Source organism: Sorangium sp. So ce375, from assembly GCF_051473855.1.
Taxonomy (GTDB): domain Bacteria; phylum Myxococcota_A; class Polyangia; order Polyangiales; family Polyangiaceae; genus Sorangium.
The window spans coordinates 3,865,000-3,879,422 of sequence record NZ_CP150335.1 but is presented as its reverse complement, the minus strand read 5'-3'; the positions used below and the strand labels follow the sequence as shown (position 1 = coordinate 3,879,422).

Annotated in this window: 10 protein-coding genes; 5 read left to right on the top strand and 5 right to left on the bottom strand. The window is 71.2% G+C overall.

The window, feature by feature from the left end:
- Window positions 1-150: 150 nt before the first annotated feature.
- Window positions 151-894, bottom strand: coding sequence for a 2TM domain-containing protein (locus WME90_RS14530; protein WP_437281705.1), 744 nt, complete (start codon window positions 892-894; stop codon window positions 151-153).
- Between the two features lie 102 nt (window positions 895-996).
- Between WME90_RS14530 and WME90_RS14525 the strand changes: the two genes are divergently transcribed.
- The 3 genes from WME90_RS14525 to WME90_RS14515 all read left to right on the top strand — a co-directional run bounded on the left by WME90_RS14525 (window position 997) and on the right by WME90_RS14515 (window position 5,198).
- Complete coding sequence (locus tag WME90_RS14525; RefSeq protein ID WP_437281704.1) at window positions 997-2,166, top strand: serine/threonine-protein kinase; 1,170 nt, start codon at window positions 997-999, stop codon at window positions 2,164-2,166.
- Window positions 2,167-2,298: 132 nt separating this feature from the next.
- Window positions 2,299-3,057, top strand: a complete 759-nt coding sequence (locus tag WME90_RS14520; protein ID WP_437281703.1) for a CDP-alcohol phosphatidyltransferase family protein — start codon at window positions 2,299-2,301, stop codon at window positions 3,055-3,057.
- A gap of 674 nt (window positions 3,058-3,731) precedes the next feature.
- On the top strand, window positions 3,732-5,198 hold the full coding sequence (locus WME90_RS14515) for a hypothetical protein (RefSeq protein ID WP_437281702.1): 1,467 nt from the start codon (window positions 3,732-3,734) through the stop codon (window positions 5,196-5,198).
- Here the strand turns inward: WME90_RS14515 and WME90_RS14510 are convergent.
- Window positions 5,143-5,895 (bottom strand): hypothetical protein, encoded by a 753-nt coding sequence (locus WME90_RS14510; protein WP_437281701.1) that lies wholly within the window; start codon window positions 5,893-5,895, stop codon window positions 5,143-5,145. The two genes, WME90_RS14515 and WME90_RS14510, sit on opposite strands and share 56 nt — an antisense overlap.
- Complete coding sequence (locus tag WME90_RS14505) at window positions 5,888-7,009, bottom strand: AAA family ATPase (RefSeq protein ID WP_437281700.1); 1,122 nt, start codon at window positions 7,007-7,009, stop codon at window positions 5,888-5,890. Before WME90_RS14505 ends, WME90_RS14510 begins: the two co-directional genes overlap by 8 nt.
- 196 nt (window positions 7,010-7,205) lie before the next feature.
- On the opposite strand from WME90_RS14505, the gene WME90_RS14500 reads away from it, so the two are divergent.
- Window positions 7,206-8,894, top strand: coding sequence for a L,D-transpeptidase (locus WME90_RS14500; protein WP_437281699.1), 1,689 nt, complete (start codon window positions 7,206-7,208; stop codon window positions 8,892-8,894).
- Between the two features lie 176 nt (window positions 8,895-9,070).
- Window positions 9,071-10,372, top strand: a complete 1,302-nt coding sequence (locus WME90_RS14495; protein WP_437281698.1) for a UDP-glucose dehydrogenase family protein — start codon at window positions 9,071-9,073, stop codon at window positions 10,370-10,372.
- Window positions 10,373-10,448: 76 nt separating this feature from the next.
- Here WME90_RS14495 and WME90_RS14490 read toward each other — a convergent pair whose 3' ends face one another.
- The gene (locus WME90_RS14490) at window positions 10,449-12,059 is read right to left on the bottom strand and encodes a sigma-54-dependent transcriptional regulator (RefSeq protein WP_437281697.1); all 1,611 of its coding nucleotides are present in this window, start codon (window positions 12,057-12,059) and stop codon (window positions 10,449-10,451) included.
- Window positions 12,056-14,413, bottom strand: coding sequence for an ATP-binding protein (locus tag WME90_RS14485; RefSeq protein WP_437281696.1), 2,358 nt, complete (start codon window positions 14,411-14,413; stop codon window positions 12,056-12,058). The genes WME90_RS14490 and WME90_RS14485 overlap by 4 nt, the downstream gene beginning before the upstream one ends.
- Window positions 14,414-14,423 lie beyond the last annotated feature (10 nt).

Genomic DNA, 14,423 nt, shown 5'->3' with positions numbered 1-14,423 from the left:
CACCGTCCGCGAGCGCGCCTGAGCCGGTTGCGCCGCTCCTCGTTACATAACTCGTCCCGGAGTCGCCTTGGCTCGGGGGCGCTCGTACTGCTGAGTCACCCACGCATCGACGATTCTCGTGCTGAGGTCGCCATCGCGACCCCGCACCCGTCAGCGCCCGCCGCGGCCTCGCCGGGCAGCGCGATCCGCCTCTTCCTCGCCGAGCGCCTCGGACTCATCCTCGTCCTCCTCGAGCGGCGCGATCCGCGACCTCTTCGACACGCCTTCGCCCGGCGGCGGCGACGGCGGCGGCGGCGGCGCGCTGCCGCGGATCTCCTGCGCGATCCGCGAGAGCAGCGTCGCGACGCCCTCCTCGACCGCGTGCCCGAAGTCCTCCGCGCTCCGCTCGAGGCGCTGCTGGCGCTCGAGGCGCTCGGCACGGCGCTGCGCCTTCAACCGCCGGCCCTGCTCCTTCCGCGCCTGCGCGGCGCCGCGCTCGAGCTCCCGGTGGATCTGCCGCGGGGACACGTCGCTGGAGAGCGCGCCGAGCGCATGGAAGGCGAGCCCCAGGCCCCACCCGAGCAGCGGCCAGAAGAACCACCACGGCCCGTCCGTGAGCGCGTTCACCGCGAAGAGGAACGCGTTCACGAGGAGGAACGAGAACAGGTGCGAGCGGAAGCCCTTGCGCCGGTGCGCGAGGATGGCCGCGCGCGCCGCCTCCTCGCCCCGGACGTGCTCGATGTCGCGCGACGCGGCCTCGATCGCCCCCCGCGAGATGCCGATCTCCTCGGCCGCCGCGACCAGCTCGTCATGGCTCACCTCGCGCGTCTGCGCGTCCCGGAGGGCGCGCTCCAGGATGGCCCGCACCTCGGCCTCGGTATACTGCCTCCCGCTCTGCTTGCCCGGTTTTGTCATCGCTCTCCTCGCGACCGCGCGGAGCATACGCTTGACCGCGTGCGGCCGCGCCGCTTCCATGAGCGCAAGGACGCCGTGAGCAGCGAAACCGCCTTACAACGCGTGGGGACCACGGTCCGCAACAAGTGGAAGCTGGAGCGGCTGCTGGGCGCCGGCGGCATGGCCGCGGTCTACGTGGGCGTCCACCGCATCGGCCGCCGGGACGCGCTCAAGATCCTGCACCCGCAGGCCGCGCAGTCGAAGGAGATCTGCGACCGGTTCGAGCGCGAGGCGCAGGCCGCGAACCGCTTCCGCCACCCGGGCGCCGTCGAGATCCGTGACATCGACGTCTCCGAGGACGGGGCGCCGTTCCTGGTGATGGAGCTGCTCGAGGGCGAGTCGCTCGCGGAGCGCGAGCGCCGCCTCGGCGGCCTCCCGCTGGCCGAGGTGCTCCGCTTCATGGCGCAGGTGCTCGACACGCTCGCCGCGGCGCACGAGCAGGGGATCATCCACCGCGATATCAAGCCGCCCAACCTGTACGTCGTCGGCGATGGCGCGGGGGACGCGCCGTCGCCCGGCGGCGGCCCGCGCATCAAGGTCCTCGATTTCGGGCTCGCGCGGATCCGCCAGGACTCCAGCCTCCAGGGGGAGCTCACGCGGATGGGCCTCGTGCTCGGCACGACGCCGTACATGCCGCCGGAGCAGGCCAAGGGCCGCGACATCGACGCCCGCGCCGACCTGTTCGCGGTCGGCGCCACCATGTTCCGGCTGATCGCCGGCCGCCACGTCCACGAGGCGAGCACCGACTTCGACCTCCTGCTGAAGATGGGCAGGGAGCCGGCGCCGCCGCTCGCGCAGCGCGCGCCGCACGCGCCGCGCGACGTGTGCCTCGTCGTCGATCGGGCGCTCGCGTTCGACCGCGATCAGCGCTACCCCGACGCGCGCCAGATGCTGGAGGACGTGCGCGCCCTCCTCCGCAGCGAGCCGCCGCCGCGCGCGTCGCGGTTCGCGCACGCGCTCGCTCCGGACGCGATCACGCTGCGAGAGCAGCCGTCGCCCCGAGGCTCCGCGGACGAGAACGGGCCCCCCACGATCCCGGTGCACCCCGCGAGCGCCTCGACCGCCATCGACGTCATCGCCGTCGACTGGAGCGACGAGCCGCCCGTGAGCGGCGGCTCCATCACCAAAGAGTGGGTGCGCCCCGAGGCCGCGAAGGAGGACTCGATCGCCGTCGACTGGAGCGACGAGCCGCTGGACGCGACCGCGCCCGCCTCGCGCCCGGCGCGGCGCTGACCTGGCGGCGCCCGGCGCGGCGCTGACCTGGCGGCGCCCGGCGCGGCGCTGACCTGGCGGCGGCCCGTCGGGCAGGGCGAAGGCGCCGCCGCCCGAGCACGACGGGAGCCGCTCGGCTAGGATGCGCCGGCCATGCTCGGCGAAGCGAAGCGGATCTACCTGGCCACGCGGAAAAAGCACGACCAGCTCTTCAACACGTACCTGATGCGCCCGCTCGCCGGCGGCGTGGTCGCGCTGCTCGCGCGGACCTCGATCACGCCGAACCAGGTCACGTTGCTCAACCTCGCCGTGTTCGTGGTCGCGGCGGCGCTGCTCGTCGCGCTCCCCACGACGGCGGGGGGTCTCGTCGCCATCGCCGTCCTCGAGCTGAGCTACCTCCTCGACTGCGCCGACGGGATGCTGGCGCGCCACAAGCAGCTCGCGTCGAAGGAGGGCCACCTCTTCGACTTCTTCACGGACGAGCTCAAGGCGGTGCTCCTCTCGGGCGCCCTCTCGATGCGCCTCTTCAGCGCCGGCGGCCTCGGGCTCGACGGCGGCCGCTGGCCCGGGGGGGACCCGCGCTTCCTGCTCGCCGGCGTCGTCGGGGTCGCGGTGATCGCCTCGGCGATCTCGCTGACGAACTTCGTCCGCCGCCCCGAGATCAGCGGCAAGGAGACGTCGGTCTCCGCGTATTACGAGACCGCCTCCGAGGAGCGCCCCCGGTCGCCCGCCGCCAAGGCGGCGGCGCTCGTGATGACGTTCCTGCGCTTCTTGAACCACTACCCGAGCCATATCTGGGCGTTCGCGCTCGCGGACCGGCTCGACGTGTTCTTCTGGATGTATGTGCTGATCAACCTCCTTTACCTGGCGAAGGGCTGGCTCGGACTGCTGCTCAGGTTCGGCCGGTCCTAAGAGCACCCGAGAGGGCCGGGCTCGGAGCTGCCCCGGCGCGCTACCGCGGGCGAAGGCGACGCGTGTATGCTCGCTCGCAAAGGCGAGCGCGGAGGCGTGGGCCGAGAATCCGCCAGCGGCCTCGCTCGGCGCGCTCCTCGCGCCGTAGCCGCCCACCCCACCCCTGAGCCACGCGCGGTCTCCGATCGAAATCGGAGGCCCCGAAGCCCGCGCCAGCACGTCGCGACCTCCGCGCACCCCCTCCCCGGGGGGTCTGGTCGATCCGAAACCGAAACCGGAGGCCCTCGAAGCCCGCTCCGGCACGTCGCGACCTCCCCGCAGCCCCTCCCGAGGGGGTCTGGTCGATCCGAAACCGACCCGGAGGGCCTCCCAAGCCCGCTCCGGCACGTCGCGACCTCCCCGCACCCCCTTCCGAGGGGGGTGCGGTCGATCCGAAACCCCGCCGGAGGCCCTCCGAAGCCCGCGCCGACACATCGCGACCTGCCCGCCCCCCTTCCGAGCGGGTCAGGTCGATCCGAAACCGAACCCGAGGGCCTCCCAAGCCCGCTCCGGCACGTCGCGACCTTCCCGCGCCCCCTTCCGATGTAAGCCGGCTTCATAAGCTCTGAAGCTTCTCCAAAACACCTGCAGCCGATCCTTGCGGGCTCCTCCGAGGCTCGGTTAAAGCGCCTTCGATGCGGAGATCCCTTCCCTGGCTGGCTTGCCTCACCCTCGGCCTCACGCCTGTCGGCTGCGGTACAGATAGCGATGACACGACCACGGCCACACCCGAGGAGTACAAGCACCCTTTGCCCGAAGGCGAGAGCATCTGTGGGCGAGCCGACTTCGAGGAGATGTTTCCTTTCTCCGTTCGATCCGCGACGCTCCCCGTGCTCGTCCACCACTACAAGGCGGAAGAGCGCGACACCGCGCTCCAGGTCCTCGCGTTCGTCGAGGAGGGCTGGGACTATCATGTGAGCCAGATCGGCATGCGCCCGCCCCTCGGGGATGGTGGAGAGTGCGGGCCGGACGGCGCGTTCGACGTGTTCGTGTGGAAAGGCCACCGCAGCTGTCTCGTCGACACCCTCGGAGGCGAGCCGTCGACCTCATGGGACGACCGGCACCCTTACATGATCGTCGATCCGTGGGGGCCTTACGGCGGCCCCGCTCTCGAGGAGACCGTCGTGCACGAGATGGCGCACGCCTCGCAGGCCGCCGACGACTGGAGCGAGAGCCCCGTCGTCTTCGAGATGTCGGCGCTGTTCCTCGACCAGGTCCGCGCGGACAGCTACGCGGGCGAGGCCCTGGCCGATTTCCAGAGGCACCCGGACTGGGCGATCGACCACAACGACCATTACGAGACGTGGTCGATGTACGGCGCCTCCATGGTGCTGCTCTACCTCAACGCTCGGTACTTCGACGGCGATCCGCGGTTCGTCTCACGCATGTGGCTCGGGTCGCGCGACGCTGCGGGCCCGGGCGGCGGCGCGCAGCCCAACGAGCCTGATTTCGTCGATGCGCTCGACGAGATGCTCCTGGAAGCGGCGGGCACAAGCTATGTCGAGACCGTCCCCGAGCTGGCGCGCTGGCGCTGGTACACCGGCGATCACATCGACGACCGCCATTTCCGGCACCTCGCGGGCGGCCTTGAGAACCTCGCGGCGGCGAAGCTCTGGCTGGCGGCCCAGGTCGAGGCCAGGCCGGGCAGGATCGACATCCGCGAGCGCGCGCCGATGTTGCTCGGCACGAGCTATATCGAGCTGTCGGCAGGCGCGGACACGCCGCGATCGCTCCGGGTGTCGCTCGAGGCGCCCGACGACCCGAGGCGGCGCTTCGTCGTCCAGGCCGTCCCCGGGCTGACGCCTGGCTCGGACGGCGAGATCCTGGACCTGTCGTCCGGCCCCGCGGAGCTGGAGCTCGCAGCGGACCGGAAGCGAACGCTCGTCGTGACCGCCCTGCCCACCGGGGACTACGATCCCGATTCGAGAGGTGAAGAGCGGTATCCGTTCACCCTGATCCTCCACGACGGCGCGGCCACCAATCCCGGCGCGGAGGCGCGGCGCGAGCCCCGCAGAGCCGGCCCAGGGAGCCGGGGAAGCTCGATGGTCAGCGCTTCGCGACCGGATCGAACAGAGGCACGAGGCGCGCTTCGATCTCCTTGAGGTAGTCCATGAGCCCGGTCGCGGCGCCTCGCTGCTTCAGGACGGTCAAGGGGGCGTCTTTCACGCACGCTTCCTCCCGCTCCGGATCCCCTCCCGTGAGCGCATGGAGCACCCGCTTGGCATCGCGCTTCGCGCCGTCTTCGCTCGCCGTCAGCCGCTCGGCGCCCACGCGGGGGTCGAAACCGAGATCCTTGCGCTCGCGCTCGAGGAGCGCTCTCTCGGCATCGTCGCGAGGCTCGTAGCCTGCGAGGATCCAGCACTCTCGCTTGGTATTGGCGACGCCGATGACGACCGCGAAGGGCCAGGGCTGTGAATCCCGCGCCTGCTCGAAGCCCTCGCGACGCCGGCTCAGCTTGTCCGCGTCACGCGTGAGGATCACGGCGTCTGGAGGAGAGTCCAGCGTGGCGAGGAGCTTCAGGGCCTGCTCGGCCATCGCCGCGTCCGGCTCGCGCGGTCTTCCGCGGGAGAACCCGTGCGCGACGACGTGCCGCTCTCTCGCCATCCCCTTCATGTTCGTCCACTTCAGGAGAGAATCCTGACGGCAGATGCCATGATAACTGCGAAAGAAATCGATCGTCTCCAAGCCAATCCAGTCAACGTTTTCGCAGAGCACTCGATCGGTCAGCACGCAGGCCGTGCGCCGGTCGGCGTCGGCTTCACATACGATCGCGATCGAGTAGGCCGCCTGCTCAGGCATGGGGCTGCGCGCCTCGATCGCGGACCCATTCCTCGCCGACCATGCTCCAGATCTCCCCCGGGCTCATGAACTCCTTCCAGCGCTCAAATTGCGGATGATCGTTCAACCGGGCCCACCTCACCGCGCCGGTCTCGTCGGCGCTCATCAGTCGAACCTCCTCAGGCTCGAGATGATCGATGAGGTAGGGGGAGTGGCTCGTCGCGACGATCTGCAGATCAGGAAGCGCGTCGAGGAGCTTGCGGATCTGCGCGACCAGATCGGCGATGGCCCTCGGGTGGATCGCACGCTCAAGGTCGTCGATGAGGAGCAAGTGCGCGCTTTTACGGCCTAGGATCGCCGTCAAGATACCGAGCACGATGAGCGTCCCCTCGCTCGCGGCATGGGCTGGGAGATTGGCCGCACCCCGCATGTCCAGCACGACCCGATGGCCAACGTACTCGCGCTCTACGGTGCTCGTCGTCGTCTGGCCGTTGATGGTCACCCGCTGGATCTCGGGCCGCCTTACCGCGGACCGCTCCAGACGGATCCTCTCCACAGACGGAATGACCGCGCGCAGCGCCTCCTCCACGCGTCGGAAGTCGTCCGCGCGCGAGATGAGCATCTCGGCGAGCACGGAGGCCAGGCCATCGCCGTCCGGCTCGATTCGCGGCACGAGCGAGGCGCTGTAGGACGGCTGGGCAAGCTTGGTCGCGTCGAGCCTGAGCAAGTCCGCCGGAGGGCGAACAGCATCTATCGCAGCTCGAGCTTCATCTGAGAGCTGAGAGCCACCCATCTGATCCGTGATCACGCGATCACCATGGTGAACGGTCACGGACCTTCCCCAGTGCATTTCGTCGTATTCCTCTGCACGAAGCTCGATCGAGCCCGCCGTGCCCCTCCAGATGCCCGTGCATCGAACCTCGATCGGTCCGCTGGTGCCGTGAGAGCGGACCACGGACGGGTGTCGCTCGCCTTCCAGGAGTGACCACGGGTCTTCCGCGTGGAGAGTTGCCAGCCCTTGAAGCACGCTCGTCTTCCCAGAGGCGTTCGGCCCCACCAGCACCGTGAACCGATCGAGCGGAAGACAGATGTCCCGCAGCGCCTTGAAATTCTTGAAGCTGACGGTCTCGATCATGGGCGTGCACCGGAGCCCTCCGCGGGCCCCGGGAGCCTAGACGACCCCGTCCATCCCGGCTACCTCGCCCGCCTGACCTGTTCGCCCTCTGGCTTCCTCCAGCAACCAGATCGCCCGGCCTTTCGCTGCGCGGAGAATCAAGCCGCCGCCAAAAACTGGCCCTCCTCCCCCTCCTGTGCACTACGGTCGGCGCGCCATGGACACGCCGCCTCGAACGCGCGCCGCAGCCACGCTCGCGGCGAGCCGCCATGCGCTCGCGCTTCTAGCGCTCGCCGCGTCCCTCTCGGGCTGCGGCCGCTCCGGGACCGCCGCCGACGCGACGACCGAGCCCCCCGGCGCCGCCGGAGCCCAGAAGGCCCAGGGCGCCTCCGTCGCCGCGCTCGCCTCCCCCGCGGCCGTCGCCTCCGCCCCGGCCGAGGACGAGCCGCCTCCCGGCCAGCCCCAGGGCCCGCCCATCGTCTCGCTCGGCGGCGTCGCCACGCCGCCGCCGCCGATCCCCGAGGGCCGCCCGCGGCTCGCCAGCACCGCGATGATCACGCGCGTCTATGCGCGGCCCAGCAGCGACGCCAAGCCCGTCGGCTTCCTGCGCGCCGGCGCGATCGTGGAGGTGGATCCGGAGCCCGCCGGCACGGCCGGCTGCCCCGGCGGTTTCCGCAAGATCAAGCCGTTCGGCTACGTGTGCGTCGGCCCCGATGCGACGCTCGACGTCGATCACGAGATCGTCCGCGCCGCGGCCCGCCGCCCCGACGTCACCCACAAGCTCCCGTACATGTACGGCACCGTCACGCGCGGCGGCCCCGCCTACGCGCGCATCCCCACCGAGGACGACCTCGCGCGCTTCGAGCCGAACCTCAAGAAGCACCTCGATCGCTGGGCCAAGGATGAAGAGAGCGGCGCGACCTACGGCCTCGACGTCTGGCTCAAATGGCGCGCCGAGCCCGCCCCGACCGCGCTCGACGCCCTCGCGCAGCGCATCACCGATCGCGAGATCCCCTGGTTCCTGCGCGACGGCCGGCGCGCCCCCAACCTCTCCGGCCTCATCAAGACCGAGGACGCCGTGAAGATCGACGAGGTCTCGCGGCGCAACGGGATGGCGTTCATCGAGTCGTTCCTCCACGAGGGCCGGCGCTACAACGTCACAACCGATCTGCGCGTCGTCCCGGCCGACAGGTTCCGCCCCATCCGCGGCTCGGAGTTCCACGGCGTCGAGATCGGCAAGGACGTCGACTTCCCGTTCGCGCTCGTGCGCCGCGCCGGGGGCAAGCGGTGGCGCGTCGCGGGCAAGAAGCTCGTCGAGGGCGGAGAGCTCGAGTGGCGCTCCGCGGTGCCCCTCACCGGCAAGCAGCAGTTCTTCGGCGGCAAGCTGCACTACGAGACAAAGGACGGCGACTGGGTCGACGATCGCCACGCCGGCCGCATCGACCCTGCCAAGAAGATGCCCGCCTGGGGCAAGAACGGCGAGAAGTGGCTCGACGTCAACATCACGAAGCAGGTGCTCGTCGCCTACGAGGGCACGAAGCCCGTCTATGCCACGCTCATCTCGAGCGGCGAGGCGGGGCTCGCTGATCACGAGTCCAGCACCGCGACAAAGCGCGGGATCTTCCGTATCCATACGAAGTTCGTCACCAGCACCATGGACTCGGACACCGTCGGCGAGGAGTTCGAGCTGCGCGACGTGCCTTATGTGCAGTACTTCGAGGAGGGGTATGCGCTGCACGGCGCGTACTGGCACGACAAGTTCGGCCGGCCCAAGAGCCACGGCTGCATCAACCTGTCGCCAGAGGACGCCCGCCGCCTGTTCTTCTGGACCGAGCCGGCCGTCCCGCCGGGGTGGCACGGCGCAGCGCGCTCGCTGACCGGCACTGTGGTGTTCGTCCACCCCTGAGCCGCGCGGCGCCTAGGCCATCGCGCGCCCGGCAGCGCTCGGTCCAGAGCTGTCGAGGGCAGCACGAACGCTCGGCGCGCGCGCCCACGCGAGAGGAGCGGGACAGATCGATCGGGGGTCACACTCCGTGCGACTGCCGGCTCGAACGACGCCGGGGTCGTGGTAGCGTCCCGCCCATGCAGCTTGCCGTCGTGGGAACAGGGTATGTCGGCCTCGTTGCCGGCGCGGGGTTCGCGGATTTCGGGAACGACGTGGCGTGCGTCGACGTGTCCGCTGCCAAGATCGAGATGCTGAAGCGCGGAGAGGTGCCGATCTACGAGCCGGGCCTCGATGTGCTCATCGCGAAGAACACGCGCGACGGCAGGCTCCGGTTCTCCACCGACGTCGCCGGCGCCATCCGCGACGCCGAGATCGTCTTCATCGCCGTCGGGACGCCGCAGGCCGACGACGGCTCCGCCGACCTCTCCGCCGTCGAGGCCGTCGGCGAGACGATCGGAAAGAACCTGAACAATTTCAAGGTGATCGCGACGAAGAGCACGGTCCCCGTCGGGACGGCGGACCGGCTCCGGCAGATCATCGGCGCGAACGCCACCCAGCCGTTCGCCGTCGCGTCGAACCCGGAGTTCCTCAAGGAGGGTGACGCGGTGAGCGACTTCATGAAGCCCGACCGCGTGATCATCGGCTCGGACGATCCGAAGGCCCGCGAGATCCTGCGCCACCTCTACAACCCGTTCGTGCGGGCGAGCGACCGCATCCAGCTCATGGACGCGCGCTCGGCCGAGCTCACAAAGTACGCCGCCAACGCGCTGCTCGCGTCGCGCATCTCGTTCATGAACGACCTGGCCGTGCTCGCGGAGAAGGTCGGCGCGGACATCGAGCTCGTACGCAAGGGCGTCGGGGCCGACCCCCGCATCGGCACGAAGTTCCTCTTCGCCGGCCCGGGGTTCGGCGGGTCGTGCTTCCCCAAGGACCTCTCGGCCATCCTCTATACCGCGGGATCGGTGGGGCACGATCTGGAGATCGTCCGGGCGACCGAGCGGATCAACGCGCGGCAGAAGCGGCTGCTCGCGAGCAAGGTGAGCGCGCACTTCGACGGCGCGCTGAAGGGGAAGACGATCGCGGTCTGGGGGCTCGCGTTCAAGCCGCAGACGGACGACATCCGCGAGGCGCCGGCGCTCACGCTCATCGACGCGCTGCTCGAGGCGGGCGCGACGGTCCAGGCGCACGATCCGCAGGCGATGCCGAACGTGCGCGCCATCTACGGGAACCGCATCCTCCTGAGCGACGGCATGTACGGCGCGGCCGAGGGCGCGGACGCGCTTGTCGTCGTCACCGAGTGGCACGAGTACCGGCGGCCGGACTTCCACAGGCTCAAGCGCATCCTGAGCTCCCCGACGCTCTTCGACGGGCGCAACATCTGGGAGCCGGACGAGCTCCGCGGCATGGGGTTCGTCTACACGGGCATCGGCAGGAAGTAGCGCGCCCCGGGTGAGCGGCGCGGCCGCTCGGGTGCCGCGCGCCTGAGCGGCGCACCGCTCGGGTGCCGCGCGCCGCTCAGGCGTCGTCCTGGTCCGGCGGCAGCACCTGGCGGCGGGTGGTCGGCGCCTCCTCACCGACGTACCGCGGCAAGCTCACGGGCGTGTGGTGCCGGCTGCTCGCCAGCTCCTCGCCGAGGTGCCGCGTCCCGTTCGCGGGCGTGTGCCGCCGGCTGCTCGGCGGCTCCTCGCCGAGGTGCCGCGCGGCTGTCGGCGTCGGCGGCGACATCCGCCGGCTGCTCGGCGGCTCCTCGCCGGTGTGCCGGTCCCAGCGCCGCTCCAGCATCTTCCGATCGACGCCGATGAGCCGCGCCGCGGCCGCCTTGTTGCCGCCGCAGCTCTCGATCGCGTGGTGCAGCACGGCGCGCTCGATCACGCGCAGCTTCGACCCGAGCCGCTCGGGCAACGCGAGCAGGGCGCGCGCCAGCCGGTCGATCTCGGCGGTGGCGTCCACGACCGGCCGCTCGCGCGCGAGCTCCTCGAGCGTGGGGACGTCGATGAGATCGTCGTCGGCGAGCAGCCCCAGCCGCTCGACGACGTTCCGGAGCTCCCGCACGTTGCCGGGCCAGGGCCGCCGGACGAGCCACGCGATCGCGTCGTCGGTGTAGCGGAGCTTGCGCGGGAGCTCCGCGCTGAACGCGAGCAGGAGCTCGATGAGATCGGCGTCGCGCTCGGCGAGCGACGGGACGTGCACCGTGACGACGTTGAGCCGGTAGAACAGGTCCTCGCGGAAGCGCCCCTCGCTGATGCGCTTCTCCAGGTCGACGTGGGTCGCGGCGAGGACGCGGGCGCGCAGCGGGATCTCCGACTCGGCGCCGAGGGGGCGGAAGCGGCGATCCTCGACGACGCGGAGGAGCTTCGCCTGGAGCTCGCCGGGCATCTCGGCGATCTCGTCGAGCAGGATGGTGCCCGCACCCGCGAGCTCGAGCTGGCCGCGCATGCGCTTCTCGGCGCCGGTGAACGCGCCGCGCTCGTGCCCGAAGATGAGCGACTCGATGAGCGTCCCCGGCAGCGCCGAGCAGTTGACCGCGATGAACGGCTCGCCGCGGCGCGAGCTCATCTCGTGCAGGGCGCGGGCGACCATCTCCTTGCCGCTGCCGGTCTCGCCGCGGATGAGCACCGTCTTGCTCGACTCGGCGACCCGCTCGATGATCCGGCGCACGCGCTCCATCCCCGCGGACGAGCCGAGGAGCGCCTTCGTGCCGAACGTGCGGTCGACCCGCTCGCGGAGCCGCACGACCTCGCCCTTCAGGAGCAAGCGCTCGCGCTGCCCCTCGATGATCGGCAGGAGCATCTCCGGGCAGAGCTCGTCCTTCAGCACGTAGTCCTGGGCGCCGAGCCGCATCGCCTCCCGGATCTCGGAGAGCTCGCTGACCGACGTGACCATCACCGCCGGCGTGCTCCGACCCGAGGCCCGCACGCGCCGCAGGATCTCCAGGCCGCCGCGGTCGCGCGGGTCGTCCGACAGGCGCACGTCGAGGAGCAGGAGGTCCGGCGCGCTCCGCTCCACGGCCGCCATCGCGTCGTCCAGGCCGACCGCCTCGAGCACCTCGACCTCGTCGAGCGCGGCGAGGATCTGCCGGAGCGTGCGGCGGCCGCTCCGCTGATCATCGACGATCAGGATCTTCACGCGACCTCTTCCTCCGCGGTCGTGGAGACGTCGGCGGCCGGGATGGTGATCACGAACCGCGTCGTGCCCTCGCGCCGCTCCGGCTCGATCAACCACCCGTGGGCGCGGACGATGCGGTGCGTGATGGCGAGCCCGAGCCCGGTCCCACGCGGCTTCGTCGTGTACCAGGGCGCGAAGATCCGAGACGCGTCCCCCGAGATGCCCGGCCCCGTGTCCCACACGACGAGCTCGGCGCCGTTCTCGGTGGGCCCCCAAGTGACGCCGATCGTGCCCTTGTCGCCGGCCGCGTCGAGGCCGTTCGAGAGCAGGTTGACGAGCACCTGCGTGGCCTGATCGGGGTCGCAGCGGAGCTTCGAGCCCGCGCTCACGCGCGCCTCGATCCGCCGCTTGCCGAGCTGATCGCGCAGGAGCATCTCCGCCCGGCTCACGAGCTCCTCGACCGCGAGGCGGCGGCGCTCGAGCTTCCTGTGCGTCACCCGGCGCAGCCCCATCACGAGGCGCTCGAGGCGCTCGACCTCCTCGCAGCCGATGTCGACCTCCTCGGCGTCCAGGCTCTGGTTCTTCGATCCCCGCGTGAACACCGAGCGGAAGAAGTTGATCGGGTAGCGCACCTCGTGGGTGATCTCGGCCGCGAGCGTCTCGATGAGCGCCGCGCGCTCGTCGCGCCACGCGGCCGCCTGCTCGCGCCGCCGCCGCTCCAGCTCCGCGTAGCTGTGGGCGTGCGCCAGCGCGAGCGCGGCCTGGTTGCCGATCGTGCGGAGCAGGTCGAGATCCTCGCTCGTGAACAGGGCGCCGCCGCGCTTCTTGCCGACCTCGAGGACGCCGAGCAGCCGGCCGCGGAACATGACCGTCAGCGAGAGCTCGCTCGCGCTCTCGCCGGGGGGCTCGACCTCGATGACCCGCTCGCCGCTCGACTCGTCGGTCCGAGGCGCCTGCTCTTCGGCCGGGGCGCCGGACTGGGCCGCGCTCGCGCCGTCGACCGCGTCGACCGCGATGCGCCGGAAGGTGACCGACTCGCAGCAGAGCCAGCGCGCCACCGTGCGCTCGACCGCGAAGGCGACCTCGTCGGGATCGGCGACGAGCGTCAGCTCCTCGCTGAGCTGCTCGACGGTGGGCTTGTACTCCGCGCGCGCCGGGAAGAGCTTCCGATCGCCGGCGCCGAGCGCGAACACGACGAGCGCCGCGCTGACGACGGCGGCCGGCGCCGCGACCTTGATCGCGCCGAGCAGCGGGAGGCCGGCGTACCCCGCGCAGGCGGAGCAGAGGATCACCGTCAGCGCGACCATCATGCCGGCGATGATGGCGCGCGTGAGCGGGCGTGACAGGAGCGCGCGGCTCCCCCAGAGGTCGTAACGGATGAACGCGACGACGCTCGAGACGGGCGTGAGGGCGAGCGCGGGGATCGCGAACCACGCGAGCGTCGACGCCGAGGCGCCGAGCATGGCCAGCATGAAGCCGAGGGCGATCACCACGTGCGGCGGGGCCATGGCGAGCAGCAGCGCGCGCAGCGTACGGCGGCGATCGCCCTCCGCCGCGGCGAAGCGGAGGATCAGCGTGGTCGCCAAGAAGAAGAACGACGCGACGAAGAGGATGGCGCAGACGCTCCGGAGCCCGACGGTGGTCCAGCCCATGGCGTGCGACGCGAGCAGGGCGGCGGCGAGCAGGCCGCCGAGCCCGTGCGCGATCCGCGCGAAGACGGGGTAACGGGCGATGAGCGGGACGTCGTCGGGCAGCCGCAGCGCCAGGGTGAAGAAGCTCATCGGGACGAGCGCGTAGGCGACGTGGAAGAACGGGACGAGGTGGCGCGAGCTGTGGTAGTCGAACAGCGCGAACTGGAAGAGCGCGGCGAACAGCGCGGCGCTCGCGAAGGCGCGGGCGAGCTTGCCGTGCGGGCTCGCGCTGAGGGCGATGAGCGCGGCGCCCACGTAGAGCGAGGCGACGACCATCAGCCCGCCGGCGTAGAACCACCAGGCGAGCGCGTCGAACGGGACGAGGGAGAGCTCGACGTCGCGCGGCCCCTCCGCGGTCTCGACGCGGGCGCGCACCGAGCGCTGCCCTTCGCGCGCCGCCCGCTCGACGGCGGCGTCCCAGGCGCTGGCGCGGTAGCGCCCCGAGGTGCTCTCGAGGCGCCAGCCGTCGACCTCCACGACGCGATCGGGGTACCGGAGACCCTTCTGGAAGCCCTCCCAGGACGGCAGGCCCACGCTCGATACGACGCCGTCCGGATCGATGAGGACGCCAGGGAACGGGCGCTCGTACCAGCTCAGAGCGCTCCTCATCCCCGAGCCGCCCAGCACGAGCGCCGCGAGGACGACCACCGCGAGGAGCCAACGCCGATTCTCGATAGCTGGCATCGGGAGAGCC

Coding starts and splice junctions, on each gene's coding strand:
- WME90_RS14530 (WP_437281705.1), bottom strand. CDS start 894: ATGACAAAACCGGGCAAGCAGAGCGGGAGGCAGTATACCGAGGCCGAG.
- WME90_RS14520 (WP_437281703.1), top strand. CDS start 2,299: ATGCTCGGCGAAGCGAAGCGGATCTACCTGGCCACGCGGAAAAAGCAC.
- WME90_RS14515 (WP_437281702.1), top strand. CDS start 3,732: ATGCGGAGATCCCTTCCCTGGCTGGCTTGCCTCACCCTCGGCCTCACG.
- WME90_RS14510 (WP_437281701.1), bottom strand. CDS start 5,895: ATGCCTGAGCAGGCGGCCTACTCGATCGCGATCGTATGTGAAGCCGAC.
- WME90_RS14505 (WP_437281700.1), bottom strand. CDS start 7,009: ATGATCGAGACCGTCAGCTTCAAGAATTTCAAGGCGCTGCGGGACATC.
- WME90_RS14500 (WP_437281699.1), top strand. CDS start 7,206: ATGGACACGCCGCCTCGAACGCGCGCCGCAGCCACGCTCGCGGCGAGC.
- WME90_RS14495 (WP_437281698.1), top strand. CDS start 9,071: ATGCAGCTTGCCGTCGTGGGAACAGGGTATGTCGGCCTCGTTGCCGGC.
- WME90_RS14485 (WP_437281696.1), bottom strand. CDS start 14,413: ATGCCAGCTATCGAGAATCGGCGTTGGCTCCTCGCGGTGGTCGTCCTC.